Here is a 21,985-nt window from a genome sequence, read left to right as displayed (position 1 = left end):
GAAAGACTTCGCTTTTATTAGCAAAGCCACAAACATTCACGCTGGTGTGAATATCATATTTTCAATAGCCTCAACGCCAGCTAAACTCGCATGACGCGCGGAAATGGAACATTACGCCGCCCAATCGGTCAAACTGGCACACCCACATTACAGGACAGAGGTTATGTTCAGGCAGTTAAAGAAAACGCTGGTGGCAACCGTCATAGCGTCGCTGACGCTGGGTTCGATTTTGCCTGCTTTTGCTGACTCCGCAGATACCCTGCCCGATATGGGAACCTCTGCGGGAAGCACGCTCTCTATTGGCCAGGAAATGCAGATGGGGGACTACTATGTGCGCCAGCTACGCGGTAGCGCGCCGCTCATCAACGACCCTCTGCTGGTGCAATATATTAACGGATTAGGTATGCGTCTGGTCTCACACGCTAACTCTGTTCGCACCCCTTTCCACTTTTACCTGATTAATAACGACCAGATAAACGCCTTTGCTTTCTTCGGCGGCAATGTCGTGCTGCACTCCGCTCTGTTCCGCTATTCAGATACCGAAAGCGAACTGGCGTCGGTCATGGCGCACGAAATCTCACACGTCACCCAGCGCCACCTCGCGCGGGCAATGGAAGACCAAAAGCGCAACGCCCCGCTGACCTGGGTCGGTGCGCTGGGCTCGATTCTGCTGGCGATGGCCAGCCCGCAGGCCGGGATGGCGGCACTCACCGGTACGCTGGCGGGAACCCAGCAGGGGATGATCAGTTTTACCCGTCAAAACGAAGAAGAAGCTGACCGCATCGGGATTCAGGTGCTGCAGCGCTCCGGTTTTGATCCGCAGGCGATGCCGGCCTTTATGGGGAAACTGCTCGACCAGTCGCGTTACTCTACCCGTCCGCCGGAAATGCTGCTGACTCACCCCCTGCCGGAAAGCCGTCTGTCTGACGCCCGCAACCGCGCAAACCAGATGCGTCCTGTGGTTGTCCAGTCTTCCGCCGATTTTTACCTGGCCAAGGCCAGAACCCTGGGAATGTATAACTCCGGGGAAAATAAGCTTGGTGACGATCTGCTGAACGCGTGGGCGAAAGGCAATATCCGTGAACAGCACGCCTCCCAGTACGGGCGAGCGCTGCTGGCCATGGGAAGCAATAATTACGATCTGGCGCGCAAAACGCTGCAGCCTCTGCTGAGCGCCGATCCGCAGAACGCCTGGTATCTCGACCTGGCGACCGATATCGATCTCGGACAGAAGAAAACGGCCGATGCGATTAACCGGCTGAAAAATGCTCGCGAAATTCGTACCAACCCGGTTCTGCAGCTGAACCTTGCCAACGCATACTTACAGGGCGGACAAGCGGCGGAAGCGGCGCAAATCCTTAACCGCTATACCTTTAGCTACAAAGATGACAGCAACGGCTGGGATCTGCTGGCGCAGGCTGAAGCAAGCCTCGGCCATCGTGACCAGGAGCTGGCGGCGCGTGCAGAAGGTATGGCGCTGGTTGGCCAGCTCGATCAGGCGATTACTCTGCTGAGCAGCGCCAGCTCGCAGGTGAAACTGGGCAGTTTGCAGCAGGCGCGCTACGATGCGCGTATCGACCAGCTGCGCCAGCTGCAGGAACGATTCCGCCCCTATCAAAAAATGTAAGGAGACGACATGTCTGACGCGGTAAAAATCTATCACAATCCCCGCTGCTCCAAGAGCCGCGACACCTTAAGCCTGTTGAAGGCTAACGGTATCGATCCTGAAGTCGTGCTCTATCTGGAGACGCCGCCGGATGCAGACACGCTGCGCCAGCTGTTGAAAATGCTCGGCATGGTCAGCGCCCGCGAACTGATGCGCCAGAAAGAGGATCTGTATAAATCCCTGGAGCTCGCTGACCCGCAGCTTAGCGAGGACGCGCTGATTCAGGCCATCGTCGATAATCCGAAGTTGATGGAGCGCCCGATTGTCGTCAGCCATGGTCAGGCGCGGATCGGCCGACCGCCGGAGCAGGTTCTGGAAATCGTCAACTGATGCCGATGCGCCATCGTGGTTTTACCGTGATGGCGCAGCGAGTGAACGACGAGGGACGCGGATTTGGCAGATAGCCGAGATCCAGCCCGGCTAGAGCTTGAGGATCTCTTTCACGAAAGGAATGGTCAACTTACGTTGCGCGGTAATCGAAGCGTGATCGAGCTGATCGAGCGTCATAAACAGTGAGCGCATTTCACGATCTAACCGTTTAAGCAAGAAACGACAGACGTCTTCCGGCATCTCAAAACCCCGCAGACGCGCGCGCAGCTGTAGCGCCTGCAGCTTATCTTCATCCGACAGCGGCTGTAGCTTGTAGATTTGCCCCCAGTCGAGGCGCGACGCCAGATCCGGCAACCCGAGATTCAGCTGGCGCGGCGGACAATCGCCGGTAATCAACAAACGCGTTTTACCCGATTCGAGGATCCGGTTATAGAGGTTGAAAATGGCCATTTCCCACGGCTCGTCGCCGGCCACGCACTCGATATTGTCAATGCAGACCAGCGAAAGCTGCTCCATCCCGTCGAGCACTTCCGGTACAAACCACGTACGCTTATCCAGTGGAACATAGCCCACCGCGTCGCCGCGCTGGGAAAGCTCCGCACAGGCGGCATGTAACAAGTGACTGCGCCCCGCCCCTTCGCGTGACCAGATATAGATGTACCCGCTATGTTCCTGCCGCAACACATTCTGTAAGGCAGCAAGAAGAGAAGGATTATCACCCGGCCAAAAACTCGCGAAAGTTTCATCATCGGGAAGATACAGTGGCAGAGAGAGCTGTGCCGGTGCGTTCAGATGGACCTCATCATAGGCTTACAGAAAAACGCGAAGAGTTTATCACGAAGTATGCCTCGAGAGAACCGGGCGGGATCGCCGCCCGGTTGCAGGATCAATGTTTTACTTCTTCACTGTCGGCCGCATCCAGCACAACCTCTTCCGGACGCAGGACGCTGATCAGTTTGAAAATCAGACTCAGACCCACGCCGACAATTGTCGCCAGCGCCATGCCTTTCAGCTCCGCCGCGCCAATGTGCACTTTCGCGCCGCTGACGCCAATGATCAGAATCACGGAGGTCAGAATCAAATTCTGCGCCTTGTTGTAGTCCACTTTCGACTCGATCAACACGCGGATACCGGATGCGCCGATCACCCCGTACAGCAGCAGAGAAACGCCGCCCATTACCGGCAGCGGGATAATCTGAATCGCCGCCGCCAGTTTACCCACGCAGGAGAGCAGAATCGCGAAGACTGCCGCCCCGCCGATAACCCAGGTACTGTAGACGCGGGTGATCGCCATCACGCCGATGTTCTCGCCGTAAGTGGTGTTGGGCGTCGACCCAAAGAAGCCGGAGATCATCGTCGACAGGCCGTTCGCAAACATCGAACGATGCAGCCCGGGATCGCGGATCAGATCTTTTTTAACGATATTCGCCGTCACCACCAGGTGGCCGACGTGCTCGGCAATCACCACCAGCGCAGCAGGCAGAATGGTGAAGATAGCAAACCATTCAAAACGCGGCGTGTAGAACGTCGGCAGGGCGAACCAGTGCGCCTCGGCGATCGGCGTAGTGTCGACAACGCCCATCACGAAAGAGAGCGCGTAGCCGACCAGTACGCCGATGAGAATCGGGATAATGGCCATGAAACCGCGAAACAGCACCGAACCGAAAACCGTCACCGCCAGCGTCACCATCGAAATAATGATGGTTTTACTATCCGGCGACTGCCCGTCAGCCGGCAGCAGGCCGGCCATATTGGCAGCGACGCCCGCCAGTTCGAGGCCGATAACCGCGACAATGGCCCCCATGGCCGCCGGCGGGAACATCACGTCCAGCCAGCCGGTGCCGGCTTTTTTGACAATAAAGGAGACGATGCAGAACAGCGCGCCGCACATAATGAAGCCACCCAGCGCCACTTCATACCCCAGCGGCAACAGCAGCAGAACCGGGGAGATAAACGCGAAGCTCGATCCGAGATAGGCCGGGATTTTTCCCTTACAGATGAAAAGATACAGCAATGTCCCAATACCGTTAAACAGCAGGACGGTAGCCGGGTTGATATGAAACAGAACGGGCACCAGAACCGTTGCGCCAAACATAGCGAACAGATGCTGCAAACTCAGTGGGATAGTCTGTAAAAGCGGCGGTCTTTCACTCACCCCGATTGCGCGGCGCGTCATAGCGTTTTCCTCTAAGAGTCGTTTATTAGTTGCTGTGAGTTTGTTTTATTCAAAAAAAAGCCGACTCTTAAAGTCGGCTTCTTATTATCTATGCAATCACTTGGTACCAAAAATCTTATCGCCGGCATCGCCGAGCCCCGGAATAATGTATCCGTGCTCGTTGAGGCCCTGGTCAATGGATGCGGTATACATCTCAACATCCGGATGCGCTTTCTCCAGCGCGGCAATCCCTTCCGGCGCCGCCACCAGAACCAGCACCTTAATGCTGGAGCAGCCCGCTTTTTTCAGCAGGTCGATAGTGGCGATCATCGAACCACCGGTTGCCAGCATCGGGTCAACCACCAGCGCCATGCGTTCGTCGATATTCGACACCAGCTTCTGGAAATAAGGAACCGGCTCCAGCGTCTCTTCGTCACGATAGATCCCCACCACGCTGATACGCGCGCTCGGTACGTGCTCCAGAACCCCTTCCATCATCCCCAGACCGGCGCGCAGAATTGGCACAACGGTGATTTTCTTCCCTTTGATCTGCTCGATTTCTACCGGACCATTCCAGCCCTCGATGGTGACTTTCTCGGTCTGCAGATCGGCAGTGGCTTCATAAGTCAGCAAGCTACCTACCTCTGAGGCAAGTTCACGGAAGCGTTTGGTGCTGATGTCGTGCTCACGCATCAGGCCCAGCTTGTGTTTGACGAGCGGGTGTTTCACTTCCACAATCTTCATTCTCTTTCTCCTCTGAGGGGCAGCCACAAAAAAAATCGCGGGATTATACCGCTTTTTTCCATTTGCGCCATAGCCGATATGTTTGACCGGGATCAACCAAAATGCTTTGCGCTGCCTGAGCCAGTATAAAACAAAATAAAAAAACCCCGCGCAGGCGGGGTCGCACAAGGCTTGAGGGGAGTTTTACAGCGTTTCGCCGTTGCTGCTGATAACCTGTTGATACCAGGAGAAAGATTGCTTCCGGCTACGGTCCAGCGTTCCGTTGCCTTCGTTATCTTTATCGACGTAGATAAATCCGTAGCGTTTCTTCATTTCACCGGTACCGGCGGAAACGAGGTCGATACATCCCCATGGGGTATAGCCCATCAGGTCAACGCCGTCCTCAACCACCGCTTTTTTCATCTCGGCAATATGCGCGGAGAGATAATCGATACGGTAGCGATCGTTCACCGTGCCGTCAGCTTCGCGCACGTCGATGGCCCCAAAGCCGTTCTCAACAATAAACAGCGGCAGCTGGTAGTGATCCCAGAACCAGTTCAGGGAGTAGCGCAGACCCACCGGGTCAATCTGCCAGCCCCAGTCTGACTTCTGCACGTACGGGTTAGAGACCAGGCTTTGGGTCTCGTCATAATCCAGCAGCGGATTATCATCGGTCGCTTTAGTGGCAAACGACATATAGTAGCTAAAGCCAATATAGTCGACGCAGCCCTCGGCCAGCGCCTGACGATCTTCTGCGGTGATATCCAGCGCAAAACCGCGGCGCGCGAAGTAGTTCAGCAGATGCTGCGGGTACTTACCGCGGACGTGAACGTCGGTAAACCAGTAACGGCGATGCATGGCGTTCATTGCCATCATCATATCGTTCGGGTCGCAGGAGAACGGATAAATCGGGCACATGGCAATCATGCAACCCACCTGCAGCGATGGATTTATCTGGCGAGCGGCTTTTACCGCCAGTGCGCTGGCAACCAGTTCATAGTGCGCCGCCTGATACATCACTGGCTCGCGATCTTCATCCGGCAGATACTTCAGACCTGAGTTGGTAAACGGGGCAAAATCTTCATGGAAGTTAGCCTGGTTATTGATCTCATTAAAGGTCATCCAGTACTTCACTTTGTGCTGATAGCGATCGAACACCACTTTCGCAAAGCGGACGAAGAAATCGATCAGCTTACGGTTACGCCAGCCGCCATACTCGGTCACCAGATGGTAAGGCATCTCGAAGTGAGAGAGCGTAATCACCGGTTCAATGCCGTACTTCAGACATTCATCAAACAGGTCGTCATAGAACTGGAGCCCTGCTTCGTTAGGCTCCAGCTCATCACCCAGCGGGAAGATACGTGTCCAGGCAATCGAAGTGCGGAAGCATTTGAACCCCATTTCAGCAAACAGCTGAATGTCTTCTTTATAACGATGGTAAAAATCAATCGCCTCATGATTGGGGTAATTTTTCCCCGGCAGTACGCCATCGGTGATTTCACGCGGCACGCCGTGTGCGCCGGCGGTCATCACGTCGGCCACGCTGACGCCTTTCCCCCCTTCCTGCCAGCCGCCTTCCAGCTGATGCGCCGCCACCGCGCCGCCCCACAGAAAACCTTCTTTAAATCCAGACATGTTCTCTTCCTTATGAGCGATCGCCGTTAAGCGATCGGTTTTGCTGATTAAAATGGTAAACCGCCCCCATCAAACCGGCATCGTTGCCGTGGCTGACGGTGTCGAGATAGTCCGCGATACCGAACCAGGCCAGATGTTCGCGCAGCAGCGCCAAAAAGCCCGGCCGTTCCACAATGCCGCCGCCGATGAAAATGGCCTGCGGATCAAAAATGTTCACCAGGTTATACAGACCGGTACCGAGACCGTTGAAAAAGTCAGCCACCAGCCGCTGGCAAACCGCATCGCCCGCCTCGTAGCGATCGAAGATCTCTTCACCGGTTACCGCTTCCAGCGATTTACCGACATGCCCGGCATAGCGGTCGCGCAATACGCGCATCGTGCAGTTTTCATTCATTGAAGAGCGGCGCACATCGCGGGCGCCGGGGCGTTCGGTCTGCATATAGCCGAATTCGCCCGCGCGAAAACGCGCGCCATGCACCAGTTGGTTGTGACAAAAAATCGCGCCGCCGACGCCGGTGCCGATTGTCAGGACCAGAAAGTCACTCATGTCGACCGCCTTACCCTGCCAGCGCTCGGCAAGCAGGACGCAGTTAGCATCGTTTTCGATGGCGACCGGAAGCCCGGTCTGTTGTTCCAGCCAGCGCTTAATCGCAAAATTATCGAACTGACGGATTGCGCCGCCCATTTCGATAAAGCCGGTGTGCGGGTTGACATAGCCAGGCGCGCCGATCGCCACGCCTTCACACGTCGGGTGAGCGGCAATCCACGCCAGCATCGCTTGCAGTATCTGGTCGCCGTCGCTGTCAATAATCGACTGCTTACCTTTTTCAAGCAGTTCGCCCGCAGCGGTGCTGACGCCCATTTTTAACGCCGTTCCACCGATATCAAATGCGGCAATGTTCATCCCGTCTCTTCCTCCTGAATCCCCGCAGAATCAACCTTCGGCTCTCCTGAACAAAAAAAGAAACCGGTTTCAGTGGCATGATGGCTATTCCCGATGTCAGAGGCAAGTACAAGAATGTACCCGGTTTCATTTTCGTGAACCGCTTCAAATTTGTTCATATCACAGCCGATTAACGCCGACTGCAAAGCAGGCTCGCAAACGTTTGCTTTCCCTGTTAGAATTGCGCCGATTTTTCTTGCTACCGCAAATGTGTGGAGATTTCGCAGTGACCGATAAAACCTCTCTCAGCTATAAAGATGCCGGCGTAGATATTGATGCAGGCAACGCGCTCGTCGACCGTATCAAGGGTGTGGTGAAGAAAACCCGACGCCCGGAAGTGATGGGTGGACTGGGCGGATTCGGCGCACTGTGCGCATTGCCGCAAAAATACCGCGAGCCGGTTCTGGTTTCCGGCACTGACGGCGTCGGCACCAAGCTGCGGCTGGCGATGGACCTGAAGCGCCACGATACTATCGGTATTGACCTGGTGGCGATGTGCGTCAATGACCTGGTGGTCCAGGGGGCAGAACCCCTGTTTTTCCTCGACTACTATGCAACCGGTAAACTGGATGTCGATACGGCAGCCAGCGTCATCAGCGGCATCGCAGAAGGCTGCCTGCAGTCAGGCTGTGCGCTGGTTGGCGGCGAAACGGCGGAAATGCCGGGCATGTACCACGGCGATGACTATGACGTCGCGGGCTTTTGCGTCGGCGTAGTAGAAAAATCAGAAATTATCGATGGTAGCAAAGTTGCCGATGGCGACGTGCTGGTCGCGCTGGCCTCCAGCGGTCCACATTCCAACGGCTACTCGCTGGTGCGCAAAATTATCGAAGTCAGCGGCGTCGATCCGCAGACTACCGATCTGAATGGTTCGCCGCTGGCTGACCATCTGCTGGCGCCGACCCGCATCTACGTTAAGTCGGTGCTGGACCTGATTGCTAACGTTGAAGTCCACGCGATTGCCCACCTGACCGGCGGCGGCTTCTGGGAAAACATTCCGCGCGTTCTGCCGGATAACACCCAGGCGGTCATCGACGAGTCCTCCTGGCAATGGCCAGAAGTCTTCAACTGGTTGCAGCAGGCCGGTAACGTCAGCAGCCATGAAATGTACCGTACCTTTAACTGCGGCGTCGGCATGGTTATCGCCCTGCCGGCAGACGTCGCCGACAGCGCCATCGCGCTGCTGAGCGAGAAAGGTGAAAACGCGTGGAAAATCGGCTATATCAAAGCTTCTGATTCCGAACAGCGTGTGGTCATTGAATGAAAAACATTGTGGTGCTGATTTCCGGTAACGGAAGCAATTTGCAGGCGATAATTGATGCCTGCGCCCGAAAGCAGATTAACGGCACCCTGAGAGCGGTATTCAGCAATAAGGCCGACGCGTTCGGCCTTGAACGCGCGCGTGAGGCCGGTATCCCGGCCCATGCGTTGTCGGCCAGCCAGTTTGCCAATCGCGAAGCCTTCGATCGCGAGCTGATGCATGAGATCGATGCTTATGCGCCGGATCTGGTGGTGCTGGCAGGCTACATGCGGATCCTTAGTCCGGCGTTTGTCGCCCATTATCAGGGGCGCCTGCTGAATATCCACCCGTCGTTGTTGCCAAAATACCCGGGGCTGCATACGCATCGCCAGGTACTGGAAAACGGTGATGAGGAGCACGGTACCTCGGTGCATTTCGTCACCGATGAGCTCGACGGTGGTCCGGTCATTCTGCAGGCCAAAGTGCCGGTTTTTGCCGGGGATAGCGAAGACGAGATTACCGCCCGCGTGCAGACTCAGGAACATGCCATCTATCCGCTGGTGGTGAGCTGGTTTATGGACGGTCGTCTGCGCATGGAGGGGAATCAGGCCTGGCTTGATAACGCCCCTCTGCCGCCGCAGGGCCATGCGGCCGAAGAATAATCATCAGCGTCTCCGGCACTCGCCAGAGGCGCCTTTTATTGGTTCAGCGCCAGCCGCTTTCCCTCGGTTTTGTTCAAATCAGCGATGATTTTTGCCCTGTATATCTCCAGGCACGGCCTCGCTTTGCACACAATATGGGCACTCGCTCGCCATCGTTTTTGTTCACAGCACATTGAAAGAAAACTGTCATACTTCTTTGACATAGTTGGACATTCAATGGCAAAGCTCGCCATAATGAAAAAGCAACATCAATCAACCGGAGTGTGAGTTGTAATGGGCCAGGAAAAGCTATATATCGAGAAAGAACTCAGCTGGTTGTCCTTTAACGAACGCGTACTTCAGGAAGCGGCGGATAAAAGCAATCCACTGATTGAGCGCATGCGCTTTTTGGGCATCTACTCCAACAACCTCGATGAATTTTATAAAGTGCGCTTCGCTGAACTTAAGCGCCGCATCATAATTAGCGAAGAACAAGGGAGTACCGCCCATTCTCGCCATTTGTTAGGCAAAATTCAGGCCCGCGTTCTGAAGGCCGATCAGGAATTTGACAGCCTGTATAATGAGCTGCTGCTGGAAATGGCGCGTAACCAGATCTTTTTGATCAATGAACGCCAGCTCTCGGTGAATCAGCAGTCCTGGCTACGCAACTATTTTAAACAGTACCTGCGTCAGCACATCACCCCGATCCTGATTAACCCTGAAACGGACCTGATCCAGTTCCTGAAAGATGATTACACCTATCTGGCGGTCGAAATCATCCGCGGGGAGACCATCAACTACGCCCTGCTGGAGATTCCGTCAGATAAAGTCCCGCGGTTCGTCAATCTGCCGCCGGAAGCACCGCGTCGCCGCAAGCCAATGATCTTGCTTGATAACATCCTGCGTTACTGCCTCGATGATATCTTTAAAGGCTTCTTTGACTACGATGCGCTGAACGCCTACTCGATGAAAATGACCCGTGACGCCGAGTACGATCTGGTGCACGAGATGGAGTCGAGCCTGATGGAGCTGATGTCTTCAAGTCTGAAACAGCGTCTGACGGCGGAACCGGTGCGTTTTGTTTATCAGCGCGATATGCCGGACACCATGGTTGAAATGCTGCGTGAGATGTTCTCCATTTCACGCTACGACTCAATGCTGCCCGGCGGGCGCTATCATAATTTTAAAGACTTTATCGGCTTCCCGAACGTCGGTAAGGCTAATCTGGTCAACAAGCCGCTGCCGCGCCTGCGCCACACCTGGTTCGATAAGTTCCGCAACGGGTTTGATGCCATTCGCGAACGCGACGTGCTGCTGTACTACCCGTATCATACCTTTGAGCACGTGCTGGAACTGCTGCGCCAGGCCTCATTCGATCCGAGCGTGCTGGCAATCAAAATCAATATTTATCGCGTTGCCAAAGATTCACGCATCATCGACTCGATGATCCACGCAGCCCATAACGGGAAAAAAGTCACCGTGGTGGTGGAGCTGCAGGCGCGTTTCGACGAAGAAGCCAACATTCATTGGGCGAAACGTCTGACCGAAGCGGGGGTACACGTTATCTTCTCCGCGCCGGGGCTGAAAATTCACGCCAAGCTGTTCCTGATCTCGCGCAAAGAGGGAGACGAAGTCGTCCGCTACGCGCATATCGGGACCGGTAACTTCAACGAAAAAACCGCCCGTCTGTACACCGACTATTCGCTGCTGACGGCAGATGCACGTATCACCAATGAAGTGCGCCGCGTCTTTAACTTTATCGAAAACCCATATCGCCCGGTGAGCTTCGATTACCTGCTGGTTTCACCGCAGAACTCGCGTCGCCTGCTGTATGAAATGATCGACAGAGAAATCGCCAACGCCCAGAACGGTCAGCCTTCTGGCATCACGCTGAAGCTGAACAACCTGGTCGATAAAGGACTGGTGGATCGACTTTATGCCGCGTCAAGCTCCGGGGTTCCCGTTAACCTGTTGATTCGTGGCATGTGCTCTTTGATTCCTGGGCTGGAAGGGATCAGCGAAAATATTCGCGTCACCAGTATCGTCGACCGCTTCCTTGAGCACGACCGCGTCTATGTTTTCGAAAATGGCGGCGACAAACAGGTTTGGCTCTCCTCTGCTGACTGGATGACGCGTAATATTGACTACCGTATTGAGGTCGCCGCGCCGCTGCTGGATCCGCGTTTGAAGCAGCGCGTACTGGATATTTTTGATCTCTTATTCAACGATACGGTCAAAGCACGCTATCTTGATAAAGAACTGAGTAATCGCTATGTGCCGCGCGGCAATCGCCGTAAAGTGCGCGCACAGCTGGCGATTTACGATTATCTCAAATCACTCGAACAACCCGACTAACCTATGCCAATAAACGAAAAAACCCCTCGTCCGCAGGAGTTCGCTGCGGTCGACCTTGGTTCAAACAGTTTTCATATGGTGATCGCTCGCGTCGTCGACGGAGCCATGCAGATCATCGGCCGCCTGAAACAGCGGGTTCACCTGGCCGATGGACTGGATGAAAATTCCGTGCTCAGCGAAGAGGCGATCGCCCGCGGGCTTAATTGCCTGTCGCTGTTTGCCGAACGCCTGCAGGGTTTTTCTCCCTCCAGCGTCTGCATCGTCGGGACACACACCTTACGCCAGGCCGCCAACGCCGCGGAATTTCTCAAGCGCGCGGAAAAGGTGATTCCCTATCCGATAGAGATAATCTCCGGTAACGAAGAGGCGCGTCTGATTTTTATGGGCGTCGAGCATACGCAGCCGGAACGGGGCCGTAAGCTGGTCATCGATATCGGCGGTGGGTCGACAGAGCTGGTGATTGGCGAGGATTTCGAACCGCGTCTGGTTGAGAGCCGTCGTATGGGCTGCGTCAGCTTCTCGCAGATCTATTTCCCCGGCGGCACCATCAACAAAGAGAATTTCCAGCGCGCGCGTCTGTCGGCCGTGCAGAAGCTGGAAACGCTGGCGTGGCAGTTCCGCATCCAGGGCTGGAATGTGGCGCTGGGCGCCTCCGGCACCATTAAAGCTGCGCAGGAAGTGCTGGTGGCGATGGGTGAGAAAGACGGTTTTATCACCCCGGAACGCCTTGAAATGCTGGTGGATGAAGTGTTGAAGTATAAAAACTTTGACGCGCTCAGCCTGCCGGGTCTGTCGGAAGAACGCAAAGCGGTGTTTGCTCCTGGGCTGGCTATCCTCTGCGGCGTTTTCGATGCGCTGGCGATCAAAGAGCTGCGCTTGTCTGATGGCGCGCTGCGTGAAGGCGTGCTGTATGAGATGGAGGGACGTTTTCGCCATCAGGATATCCGCAGCCGCACCGCGCAAAGTCTGGCAAACCAGTACAACATTGACCGCGAGCAGGCGCGTCGGGTACTGGAAACCACCACCCATATATTCGAGCAGTGGCAGGAACAGAACCCCAAACTGGACAACCCGAATCTGTCGGCGTTGTTGAAATGGGCGGTGATGCTGCACGAAGTGGGGTTGAATATTAACCACAGCGGAATGCACCGCCACTCGGCTTATATTCTGCAAAACAGCGATTTGCCGGGCTTCAATCAGGAGCAGCAAATGCTGATGGCGACGCTGGTTCGCTATCACCGTAAAGCGATCAAGCTGGATGATTTGCCCCGCTTTACGCTGTTTAAGAAAAAGCAGTTCCTGCCGCTCATTCAGCTTTTACGCCTTGGTATTTTGCTGAACAACCAGCGTCAGGCGACCACCACACCGCCCACGCTCAGGCTGAAGACCGAAGCCAATCACTGGACGCTGGTCTTCCCGCACGACTGGTTCAGCCAGAATGCGCTGGTGCTGCTCGATCTGGAAAAAGAACAGCAGTACTGGGAAGGCGTTCCTGACTGGCTATTGAAAATCGCCGAAGAAGAGCCGGACAGCAAAAACTAGTCCCGAGGCCGGGTTGCTCTCACCCGGCCCGTTTCTTCCCCGTCAACTCGCTTCAGCCGTCACCAGAGACGCCAGTGGAACCGGTTGGCCAATCTCATACCCCTGCAGATAATCAATCCCCAATGACAGCGCCGCCTGTCGAATCTCCGGCGTTTCCACATACTCCGCAACCACCTGCATATTCTTCATCCGCGCCAGATGGCAAATCGATGCCACGACCTGATAATCAAGACTGCTGGAGTGCAAATTACGAATAAAGCTGCCGTCAATCTTCAGCAGATCAACGTTCAGAGTTTTCAGGCGCGCGTAGCTGGCATAGCCGGTACCAAAGTCATCGATTGCCACCCGACACCCCAGCGCCTGCAAATGCGCCAGCGTTTGCCGTGCCTGCTCAGGGTTGCTGAGCGAATGGTTTTCCGTTAACTCAAATAGTAACTGCCACGGTTCAACATGATACTGCGCCAGCAGTCGTTCCACCTCGCCAGGGAACTGGCTCCTGCTGACGGAGGCCGGCGAAAGATTCACCGCCAGCCGCAGCCCGGGTAAAACTTTTCGGTGCTGGTTCATAAAGGCGAGCGTATTCTCCAGCACCCACAGGTCAATACGGGATGACAGGCCAAACTCATGCGCCACCGGGAGAAAATCATCCGGGTAAATGAGCTTCCCGTCATCTCCCGCCATGCGCAGCAGAACTTCATAATAGTTGTCACCGCGAATACCGACGATCGGCTGCGCCATCAGACAAAAACGATTCTGCTCCAGCGCCTGCTGGATCTGGTTCATCATCGCCACTTTATCCCGTAAGCCATGCTGAATATGCACCGCCCCGCGACGCTGCATATTTTCTGGCTGGCCGCTGGTCAGAGACAGATCTGCAATATTATTCAGCTCGCCTAAAAGCAAATAGAGGTGCTTCACCGGTGAGCGGACGCTGCAGTAACTCATCCCTACCGCAGGCTGCAGAGGTATACCATCCCAGATAAAGCGAAACTGTCGTATACGCTCATCCAGCGCGGCAATACGCGCCTTATGATCGCCGCTGTTCAGACGGAGTACCAGCTCGTGTCCTGACAGATGGTGAACGGCCTCGTTCGGCTGGAGTAAGTCGCCCAGATGTTCAGCCAGTTTTTGTTTATATTGAATGCGCAGCATAACGCCATAATGGCGCCCCAGCAGCTCCAGCTCAGGAATGCGTAAAAAGCACAGCACCGACCACATTGAACTGTCCAGCGACCGACTCAGCGCCCGTAAATTGGGCATATGGACAACCGGATCGAGAAACGCCATCCGCCGTACCCTGGCATGAATCAGACGCTGCTGGGTCGCCAGCATGGCCATATAAGTAATAATAAATGAGAACACCAGATAGCTCGAAGAGGTAATGGCCAGCTGATTGTCATATCCCGGAGAAAAAGGCAAATAGCGATAATGAAAGTGAATAATGATGATTAAAACCGGCGTCCAAATCATTGCGATACAGCGATAGCCAAAGCGCATCGCTCCCCACAACATTACCGGCATGAGTAATGACAATGTATAGTTTGTGCTAAATATCGTACTCTGACCATTCAGCGGTATTAATAACAAACCCAATAACATTAACAATGTTATCGACCATAAAACAAATTCACCACATTTTATTTTTGGATCAACCTGTAACTTCGCTTGTGAAATAAAACTACGCAGATAAAAAGGATTGCGAAGAATACGAATCAAGAAATAGCACAGCGGAACACCGGTTAAACCGCCCACCATCAAGGCCTGAAAAGTAATCAGCGAGCGTAAACTTAACGGATCAACCCCAGCCAGTTCCGTCATCCGCGGGTGCATGCCAAGATACTCGGCAACCTGAGAAAGCACGAGAAAAATGAACGAAGGCAGCAGCATCTGCCAGAACAGACGATACGGCATCAGGCTCACGTTACCATGGTAAATATGCTGCCGGCGCGGCACAAAAATCCGATAGCCGCCCCAGCACAGAACCGCCGGGATAAGAAAATGAAAAACGACCACAATGGCTTCCCACGGACTCATTCCCCGGGCCACGGTGCACAGCAGGCCGATGATAATGCCGGGCAGCGCCGCCACATCAAAAAACAGCATAAGACTCTGGACCAGCGCCAACGGCAAATAGTAAAGCGAAACTTCACTACCGCCCAGCTCAGCATAGGTATTTGCCCCTCGTGCCAGAGGCAGTAAAAGCAGGGGTAAAATCAGCGGCAGCGCCCACCATTTATCCCGATATTGTCTGTATCGTTTAATTATTTTCATTGATGCTCGACAGATAACCCAAATTCCCGCAGGGTATATTCAGGCAGGCATCCAACCTAACCATCCTAGCCGCATAAGGAATACCTACGCGGAACAGGCAAGAGATTTTAGTTATCAGCACACGCGGACTGTTGATATAAATCAATAAACCTTTTAGCTATGATTAATAAAGCTTATTTTTATGCGTCTGTTCGAATGAAAGAAAAAGGATGTGAATGTGATAATTATCTTACATAACATTAAGTAATGTTTGAGCGGCGGATTTTTACATCCTCATCAATTGACCCTGCTGCATTCCTGTGCCTTAATACCCTTATCGCCCCAGTTGTGGGTATACCTCAAGGAACCTTTTGTGAGTCAGGCACCCAGTATGCGTAAACGACATCGATTTAACCGTCGCATGACCCGTATCGTACTGCTTATCAGCTTTATCTTCTTCTTTGGACGCTTTGTCTACTCTTCTATTGGCGCCTGGTATCATCATCAGGACAAGATCGAGTCCCAGCAATCGACGCTCCCGGTTGATACCACGCCGCGGGAATAAGCCAGCACATTACGGTGCCAGCCAGTACGGCATGACATTGCTTTAAACGGTAAACTGCACCTCTCGCAGCAGGCGCAGCATTTCGCCGATCCCTTTGCTGAGAATTTTATCCTGACGCATCACGACCCCCAACTGACGGTGGAGTACTGGCGTCAGCGATTGAACGCGTAACCCCTGCCGATCGTCATGATGCGCCACCGCCATGCGTGGAACAATGCTGTATCCCAGTCCGGCACGCACCATTCGCTTGATGGCTTCAATGCTGCCCAGCTGCATCACCGGCGAAATATCGCGCCCGCTAGCACGAAACCAGCCATCAATCAGCTCCCGGGTTCCGCTCCCGGCCTCAAAGGCAATCAGCGGCAGCGCCTGCAGCACCTCCGGCGTCAGCTCCAGCGGCAGCGCATCCTGTCCGCAGGCAAAAATAAACACAAACTCCTCTTCCACCAGCGGAGCTATTGCCAGGTTGCGCCCGTGCGCCGGAAGCGTGACCAGTCCGAGATCGAGTCGGTTCTCCTCCACGGCACGCACGATATCCAGCGTATTGCCGGTCGTCACGCCTACCGTCAGCAGCGGATGCGCCTGCCGCAACTGCTGTAAGACAGGCGGTAACAGATGAATGCAGGCCGTGGCCCCCGTTCCGAGCGTTATCGCGCCGCTGATTTCGCGACTAAACTCGCTGACCGACAGCACCGCCGCGCTGACCGCTCGTTCAATATTGTCACCGTGAGCCAGCAGAGCCATACCGGCCGCCGTCGCTTTAATCCCCCGTCCGGTCCGCTCAATCAACCGGGTCTGCAGAAACTGTTCCAGCTGACGGACCTGCAGGCTGACCGCGGGCTGCGATAGACCCAGGATATCCGCAGCAGCAGAGAAGCTCCCCCGCTGTACCACCAGCCGAAAAGTAGCCAGGTTTCCCAGATTAAGCGTCGTCATCTCAAAGTTTCTCTTATAAGGGTCATAAACGAACGAGTCTGCCTGCACAATAGCGCGCAGGTTATGCTGCCGACAACTGCATAACAGACTGAGATACGAATGAAAAATACGGAAAACAGACGCGCCGCGCCCGCCATGCTGACGCTTGCCGCTGGATGCAATCAGCTGATTAACTGGGGGATTTCATTTTATATGCCGGGCACTTTTGCCCGGGCTATCGGGCAGGACACCGGCTGGCCAGAGACACAAATCTACCTCGGCCTGACGATCGCCATGTTGATAATGGCGCTAATCTCCCCGTTTGTCGCCCGCCTGCTGGCCCGCTTTGGCGGCCAGCAAATTGTGGTCAGCGGCACGCTGGCGATCGCCGCAGGCTGTTTCATGATGGCCGCTGTACCTACCCTATCCGGTTGGCTGGGCGCCTGGCTACTTACCGGTATCGGAATGCGTCTGGCGCTGTATGATGCGCTGTTCGCCGCGCTGGTGAATCTGTACGGACAACAGGCGAGACGAACCCTTTCCCGCGTGACGCTGGCTGGCGGCCTGGCTTCCGCTCTGTTTTGGCCACTGGGCGCATTTTTGTTGACGATGATGAGCTGGCGGGAGGCGTTGCTGGTTTATGGCCTGCTGGGCCTGTTCAGCGCGCTGTTGCTCTGGCGAATGCCGAATGCCAGGCGACCGGCGGCGATACCCCCGAAAGCGCATCGGCCCACTTCTCACCAGCAGAGACGCGTTGGTCTGCTGTATGCGGCGCTGATCGCGCTGGTGACGTTTGTTTCTAACGGAACCTCCACCCATTTGCCGGAATTTATTGCCCACTACGGTCTGCCAGTGGCGGCGGGGATGCTCTGGGGCATTGGCCAGACCGGCGCCCGTTTTCTGGAGGTCGCCTCGGGTTCGGTGCTCACGCCGCTTCGACTTACGCTGCTGACCACGTTGCTGATGCCGGTCTGTTTCGCCCTCGGTCTGAGCGGGCCATATCTCATCTGGGCGGCCGGCGGATTTGTGCTGGGCTATGGCGCCATCAATGGGTTAACGACCGTGTTTAAGGCCACGCTACCGCTACAGCTTTTTGCCGCCGAGGATTACGCCAGCCGCACCGGTATCCTGTTGATCCCCGCCCAGCTGCTGGCCGCCGCCTCGCCGTTTGTCTACGCCTGGTTAAATCAGCAGTTCGGGGTGCAGGGGAGCTTAGGTGTTTCCGCTGCGCTGACGCTGGTGGTCGCCGGGCTGGCGCTGGCCATTGCCCGGAGCCAGTCCGACCAGCCTCCAGAGGCGATGCCGGCAGCCATTGATTCCTGAACTTCGTGGCGATACCTGCACGCGCCTTAGCGAGGAGGTATCTCCCCGTTCTTCCGACAGACCATCGCGATAAAACGATCGCGGACGGCGTCCACTACCTGTGGATTCCAGGCAACGCCAACCTGCCATTGCGCGCCCTCCCCCGTCACGGTAACGAGCGTTATGCCCGCCGGCAGGAGATGACATGCGCCGGCGGGAAGCAGCGCAACACCATTTCCGGCGGCAACCAGCGCCAGCAGCGTATGAATATCGTCAGCATCCGCCACAATGTCAGCGGTCAGGCGGTTGATTTGCAGGAAATGCGCCGTTTGCTGTGCCAACCCACGGCCGCGCCTTGGGTTAATTTGCAGCAGCGGGAACTGTCGGAGCACCGAGGCGATATCCGGGAGCGCCTGCGTTGCGCCAGCGGGCACGGCAAGCACCAGGCTCTCTTCCATCAGCGCCTGGGCCTCCAGCGCGTCCGGAACGGGCATCCGCACGAACCCGGCATGCAGCTGCCCCTCCAGCAGCATTCGATACTGCTCGTGGGAAGCGATATCGTTGAGGGAGACGTCAATATCGGGAAACTGCTGGCGAAAGGCTTTAACTTGCGCCGGGGCCAACTGGAAGGTTGAGATGCCGAATCCCAGCGCCAGCGTGCCGACGTTTCCGCGCCGGACCTGCTCCGTCCAGGCACAAAACTGGTCATGCTGCGCCACAAAATGGCAGGCCTGAGAATAGATAGCCTCCCCCGCCGCGGTTAGCTGTGCTCCCTGCCGACCCCGCTGAAAAAGGGTCATGCCCGTCAGATGCTCCAGGGTCTGGATTTGTTTCGTCAGCGCCGGTTGGGTCAAACAAAGCCGCTCCGCCGCCGCATGGTAGCGCCGCTGCTGGGCCAGGGTGACGAACGCCCGTATTAATCTGATGTCCATTCCAGTCCCTTATCAAACGCGGAGAAAGCGTGATTATACATCCTGTGTCTCTGCTGGCGTAATGCGCTCAGTTTTTAGCAACGAGAAGAGACCTATGAACAACGAACTTCAGGTAGCTACGGTACAGTTCTGCCACCGCGCTAATGATAAGTCCTATAACCTGGGCATTATGGAACGCTTTATTCATCAGGCAGCCGGCGAAGGTACCCGCATTCTGGCCTTTCCCGAAATGTGCATTACCGGCTACTGGCACGTTATCGATCTCAGCGCCGAAGAGGTGGGGTCGCTCGCCGAGCCCATTGACGACAGTCCTTCCCTGGCGAGAATTGCCCGCCTGGCACAAAGTTACCAGATGGCCATTGGCGTGGGGCTGATTGAAAGAGCGAGTGACGATCGCCTGTATAACACCTACGTCGTTTGTATGCCGGATGGCCAGAGACATATCCACCGCAAGCTGCACGCCTTTGAACATCCGGCGATAGACCAGGGGGATAGCTTCACCGTCTTCGATACGCCGTGGGGAGTGAAAGTTGGCGTTCTGATCTGCTGGGACAATAATCTGACGGAAAATGCACGAGCTACCGCGCTGCTGGGCGCGGATATCCTGCTGGCCCCTCATCAAACCGGCGGTACGAACTCCCGCAGCCCGTTCGGGATGAAGCCCGTACCCGTAGCCCTTTGGGAGAACCGGTATCAGGATCCTGACGCGCTGAAAGCCGCGTTCCAGGGCCGTAACGGTCGGGAATGGTTGCTCCGCTGGCTGCCCTCAAGAGCGCACGATAACGGGATGTTTATCTTATTCAGCAATGGCGTCGGGCTCGACAACGGGGAGGTGCGTACCGGCAATGCGATGATTATCGATCCCTATGGCCGTATTATTGCAGAAACCGATGCGTTTGAAGACACCCTGGTCTGCGCCACGCTGGATTTAAGCCTGCTGACCATGTCCACGGGCCGACGCTGGATTCACGGCAGACGCCCCGAGCTCTATGCGATTCTGAGCCAGAATCAGGGTTATGAACGCGATGCTCGCAGCGCGCGTTTCTCAACGGAAGTGCCCCAGTTCAGCGATAAAACTCAGCATTAATCCGGCGGCAGAAAAGAAAAAGCCCCCTGTAAAAACAGAGGGCTTCGTTTAACAACGCCGGGGAGTTATTCCCACTCGATCGTTGCCGGCGGCTTGCCGCTGATGTCATAGACGACGCGGGAAATGCCGTTGACTTCGTTGATGATGCGGTTGGAGACGCGGCCAAGGAAGTCATAGGGCAGGTGCGCCCAGTGCGCGGTCATAAAGTCGATGGTTTCGACCGCACGCAGGGAAACGACCCAGTCGTACTTACGGCCATCGCCCATGACGCCTACAGAGCGGACCGGCAGGAACACGGTGAACGCCTGGCTCACTTTGTTGTAGAGGTCGGCTTTATGCAGCTCTTCGATGAAGATAGCATCCGCCCGACGCAGCAGGTCGCAGTACTCTTTCTTCACTTCGCCCAGTACGCGCACGCCGAGACCCGGCCCCGGGAACGGATGACGGTACAGCATGTCGTACGGCAGGCCCAGCTCCAGACCAATCTTACGCACTTCGTCTTTGAACAGCTCACGCAGCGGTTCAACCAGCCCCATCTTCATCTCTTTCGGCAGGCCGCCCACGTTGTGGTGAGATTTGATGACGTGCGCTTTACCGGTTGCAGACGCGGCGGATTCGATGACGTCCGGGTAGATGGTACCCTGCGCCAGCCATTTAACGTCTTCCAGCTTCAGCGCTTCTTCGTCGAACACTTCGACGAACACGCGACCGATGATTTTGCGTTTGGCTTCCGGATCGTTCTCGCCTTTCAGCGCGTCCAGGAAACGCTTCTCGCCTTCCACGTGAACGATGTTCAGACCGAAGTGGTCACCGAACATGTCCATAACCTGCTGGGCTTCGTTCAGACGCAGCAGACCATTGTCCACGAATACGCAGGTCAGGTTTTTCCCGATAGCACGGTGCAGCAGCATTGCGGTCACGGAGGAGTCCACGCCGCCGGAGAGGCCGAGGATCACTTTGTCATTGCCAACCTGCTGGCGGATACGCTCAACGGCATCGTCGATGATTTTTGCCGGCGTCCACAGAGCTTCACACTGGCAGATGTCGCGCACGAAGCGCTCCAGCATACGCATACCCTGGCGGGTGTGGGTCACTTCCGGGTGGAACTGCACGCCGTAGAAGCGTTTTTCTTCGTTCGCCATAATGGCAAACGGGCAGGTTTCTGTGCTGGCAACGGTAACAAAGTCAGACGGGATCGCGGTAACTTTGTCGCCGTGGCTCATCCAGACGTCGAGCAGCGGCTTGCCTTCAGCGGTCAGGGAGTCTTCAATACCGCGCACCAGCGCGCTATCGGTAACAACTTCAACCTGCGCATAGCCGAACTCGCGCTCATTAGAACTTTCTACATGGCCGCCCAGCTGCATTGCCATGGTCTGCATACCGTAGCAAACGCCAAACACCGGTACACCGGCTTCGAACACATACTGCGGCGCGCGCGGGCTGTTATGTTCAGTGGTGCTTTCCGGGCCGCCGGAAAGAATGATGCCGCTAGGATTGAACTCACGAATCTGAGCTTCCGTTACGTCCCAGGCCCACAGCTCGCAATAAACCCCTAATTCACGTACGCGACGCGCAACCAACTGGGTGTACTGAGAACCGAAGTCCAGGATTAGAATGCGATGTTTATGAATGTTATCCGTCATTGACGTTTATTCCAGAGCAGTAGCGATTAAATAAAATCGCCCGGCGCATGACCGGGCGATG

At 55.5% G+C, this 21,985-nt stretch carries 17 protein-coding genes and 1 pseudogene; 9 read left to right on the top strand and 9 right to left on the bottom strand.

Annotation, left to right across the window (positions count from 1 at the left end; genetic code table 11):
• Positions 1 to 163: 163 nt before the first annotated feature.
• On the top strand, positions 164 to 1,627 hold the full coding sequence (gene bepA, locus BV390_RS19840) for a beta-barrel assembly-enhancing protease (protein WP_032699033.1): 1,464 nt from the start codon (positions 164 to 166) through the stop codon (positions 1,625 to 1,627).
• Between the two features lie 9 nt (positions 1,628 to 1,636).
• Positions 1,637 to 1,996 carry an arsenate reductase (glutaredoxin) gene (arsC, locus tag BV390_RS19835; RefSeq protein ID WP_032699032.1) on the top strand — a complete coding sequence of 120 codons (360 nt, stop codon included), beginning with the start codon at positions 1,637 to 1,639 and terminating at the stop codon, positions 1,994 to 1,996.
• Positions 1,997 to 2,086: 90 nt separating this feature from the next.
• On the opposite strand, the gene BV390_RS19830 is transcribed toward arsC, so the two are convergent.
• From BV390_RS19830 to bglK, 5 genes are all read right to left on the bottom strand, one after another.
• A complete protein-coding gene (locus BV390_RS19830; RefSeq protein WP_071824600.1) occupies positions 2,087 to 2,788 on the bottom strand; it encodes a DnaA inactivator Hda in 702 nt (233 codons plus the stop codon).
• A 94-nt stretch (positions 2,789 to 2,882) separates the two neighbouring features.
• Positions 2,883 to 4,172 (bottom strand): uracil permease, encoded by a 1,290-nt coding sequence (uraA, locus tag BV390_RS19825; RefSeq protein WP_032686524.1) that lies wholly within the window; start codon positions 4,170 to 4,172, stop codon positions 2,883 to 2,885.
• Positions 4,173 to 4,268: 96 nt separating this feature from the next.
• A complete protein-coding gene (upp, locus tag BV390_RS19820; RefSeq protein WP_032686523.1) occupies positions 4,269 to 4,895 on the bottom strand; it encodes a uracil phosphoribosyltransferase in 627 nt (208 codons plus the stop codon).
• A 183-nt stretch (positions 4,896 to 5,078) separates the two neighbouring features.
• Entirely contained in the window at positions 5,079 to 6,509 is a 1,431-nt protein-coding gene (locus BV390_RS19815; protein WP_046851974.1) for a 6-phospho-beta-glucosidase, read from the bottom strand.
• 10 nt (positions 6,510 to 6,519) lie between these two features.
• On the bottom strand, positions 6,520 to 7,413 hold the full coding sequence (gene bglK, locus BV390_RS19810) for a beta-glucoside kinase BglK (protein ID WP_032686520.1): 894 nt from the start codon (positions 7,411 to 7,413) through the stop codon (positions 6,520 to 6,522).
• A gap of 265 nt (positions 7,414 to 7,678) precedes the next feature.
• Here bglK and purM point away from each other — a divergent pair, with 265 nt between their 5' ends.
• The 4 genes from purM (at position 7,679) to ppx (ending at position 13,230) form a co-directional block, all read left to right on the top strand.
• On the top strand, positions 7,679 to 8,716 hold the full coding sequence (purM, locus tag BV390_RS19800) for a phosphoribosylformylglycinamidine cyclo-ligase (RefSeq protein ID WP_047663369.1): 1,038 nt from the start codon (positions 7,679 to 7,681) through the stop codon (positions 8,714 to 8,716).
• Entirely contained in the window at positions 8,713 to 9,354 is a 642-nt protein-coding gene (purN, locus tag BV390_RS19795; protein ID WP_004866205.1) for a phosphoribosylglycinamide formyltransferase, read from the top strand. The genes purM and purN overlap by 4 nt, the downstream gene beginning before the upstream one ends.
• A gap of 273 nt (positions 9,355 to 9,627) precedes the next feature.
• Positions 9,628 to 11,688, top strand: a complete 2,061-nt coding sequence (gene ppk1 / locus BV390_RS19790) for a polyphosphate kinase 1 (RefSeq protein WP_032686518.1) — start codon at positions 9,628 to 9,630, stop codon at positions 11,686 to 11,688.
• 3 nt (positions 11,689 to 11,691) lie between these two features.
• Positions 11,692 to 13,230, top strand: coding sequence for an exopolyphosphatase (gene ppx / locus BV390_RS19785; RefSeq protein ID WP_032686517.1), 1,539 nt, complete (start codon positions 11,692 to 11,694; stop codon positions 13,228 to 13,230).
• A gap of 42 nt (positions 13,231 to 13,272) precedes the next feature.
• Here ppx and BV390_RS19780 read toward each other — a convergent pair whose 3' ends face one another.
• Positions 13,273 to 15,501: a sensor domain-containing phosphodiesterase gene (locus BV390_RS19780; protein WP_046851972.1), complete on the bottom strand. Its 2,229-nt coding sequence runs from the start codon at positions 15,499 to 15,501 to the stop codon at positions 13,273 to 13,275.
• A gap of 370 nt (positions 15,502 to 15,871) precedes the next feature.
• Here BV390_RS19780 and BV390_RS19775 point away from each other — a divergent pair, with 370 nt between their 5' ends.
• A complete protein-coding gene (locus BV390_RS19775) occupies positions 15,872 to 16,045 on the top strand; it encodes a YfgG family protein (RefSeq protein WP_032686514.1) in 174 nt (57 codons plus the stop codon).
• A gap of 42 nt (positions 16,046 to 16,087) precedes the next feature.
• Here BV390_RS19775 and BV390_RS19770 read toward each other — a convergent pair.
• Positions 16,088 to 17,007, bottom strand: a pseudogene (locus BV390_RS19770) (LysR family transcriptional regulator).
• 73 nt (positions 17,008 to 17,080) lie between these two features.
• On the opposite strand from BV390_RS19770, the gene BV390_RS19765 reads away from it, so the two are divergent.
• Entirely contained in the window at positions 17,081 to 18,283 is a 1,203-nt protein-coding gene (locus tag BV390_RS19765; RefSeq protein ID WP_049268411.1) for an MFS transporter, read from the top strand.
• A 26-nt stretch (positions 18,284 to 18,309) separates the two neighbouring features.
• Here BV390_RS19765 and BV390_RS19760 read toward each other — a convergent pair whose 3' ends face one another.
• Positions 18,310 to 19,194, bottom strand: coding sequence for a LysR family transcriptional regulator (locus tag BV390_RS19760; protein ID WP_032686511.1), 885 nt, complete (start codon positions 19,192 to 19,194; stop codon positions 18,310 to 18,312).
• Between the two features lie 94 nt (positions 19,195 to 19,288).
• Here BV390_RS19760 and BV390_RS19755 point away from each other — a divergent pair, with 94 nt between their 5' ends.
• Positions 19,289 to 20,281 (top strand): nitrilase family protein, encoded by a 993-nt coding sequence (locus BV390_RS19755; protein WP_032695546.1) that lies wholly within the window; start codon positions 19,289 to 19,291, stop codon positions 20,279 to 20,281.
• A 65-nt stretch (positions 20,282 to 20,346) separates the two neighbouring features.
• Here the strand turns inward: BV390_RS19755 and guaA are convergent, their stop codons facing one another.
• Positions 20,347 to 21,924: a glutamine-hydrolyzing GMP synthase gene (gene guaA, locus BV390_RS19750; protein WP_032686509.1), complete on the bottom strand. Its 1,578-nt coding sequence runs from the start codon at positions 21,922 to 21,924 to the stop codon at positions 20,347 to 20,349.
• Positions 21,925 to 21,985: the final 61 nt, after the last annotated feature.

This window comes from Klebsiella sp. YJ, from assembly GCF_002108615.1.
In the GTDB taxonomy this organism is placed as follows: Bacteria; Pseudomonadota; Gammaproteobacteria; order Enterobacterales; family Enterobacteriaceae; genus Klebsiella; species Klebsiella planticola.
The sequence above is the reverse complement of the archived record's forward strand: the minus strand, read 5'-3'. Positions and strand labels throughout refer to the sequence as shown.

Bases quoted from the DNA above. Each gene is read 5' to 3' on its own strand.
- bepA (WP_032699033.1), top strand. From the start codon at position 164: ATGTTCAGGCAGTTAAAGAAAACGCTGGTGGCAACCGTCATAGCGTCG.
- arsC (WP_032699032.1), top strand. From the start codon at position 1,637: ATGTCTGACGCGGTAAAAATCTATCACAATCCCCGCTGCTCCAAGAGC.
- uraA (WP_032686524.1), bottom strand. From the start codon at position 4,172: ATGACGCGCCGCGCAATCGGGGTGAGTGAAAGACCGCCGCTTTTACAG.
- upp (WP_032686523.1), bottom strand. From the start codon at position 4,895: ATGAAGATTGTGGAAGTGAAACACCCGCTCGTCAAACACAAGCTGGGC.
- BV390_RS19815 (WP_046851974.1), bottom strand. From the start codon at position 6,509: ATGTCTGGATTTAAAGAAGGTTTTCTGTGGGGCGGCGCGGTGGCGGCG.
- bglK (WP_032686520.1), bottom strand. From the start codon at position 7,413: ATGAACATTGCCGCATTTGATATCGGTGGAACGGCGTTAAAAATGGGC.
- purN (WP_004866205.1), top strand. From the start codon at position 8,713: ATGAAAAACATTGTGGTGCTGATTTCCGGTAACGGAAGCAATTTGCAG.
- ppk1 (WP_032686518.1), top strand. From the start codon at position 9,628: ATGGGCCAGGAAAAGCTATATATCGAGAAAGAACTCAGCTGGTTGTCC.
- ppx (WP_032686517.1), top strand. From the start codon at position 11,692: ATGCCAATAAACGAAAAAACCCCTCGTCCGCAGGAGTTCGCTGCGGTC.
- BV390_RS19780 (WP_046851972.1), bottom strand. From the start codon at position 15,501: ATGAAAATAATTAAACGATACAGACAATATCGGGATAAATGGTGGGCG.
- BV390_RS19775 (WP_032686514.1), top strand. From the start codon at position 15,872: ATGCGTAAACGACATCGATTTAACCGTCGCATGACCCGTATCGTACTG.
- BV390_RS19765 (WP_049268411.1), top strand. From the start codon at position 17,081: ATGAAAAATACGGAAAACAGACGCGCCGCGCCCGCCATGCTGACGCTT.
- BV390_RS19760 (WP_032686511.1), bottom strand. From the start codon at position 19,194: ATGGACATCAGATTAATACGGGCGTTCGTCACCCTGGCCCAGCAGCGG.
- BV390_RS19755 (WP_032695546.1), top strand. From the start codon at position 19,289: ATGAACAACGAACTTCAGGTAGCTACGGTACAGTTCTGCCACCGCGCT.
- guaA (WP_032686509.1), bottom strand. From the start codon at position 21,924: ATGACGGATAACATTCATAAACATCGCATTCTAATCCTGGACTTCGGT.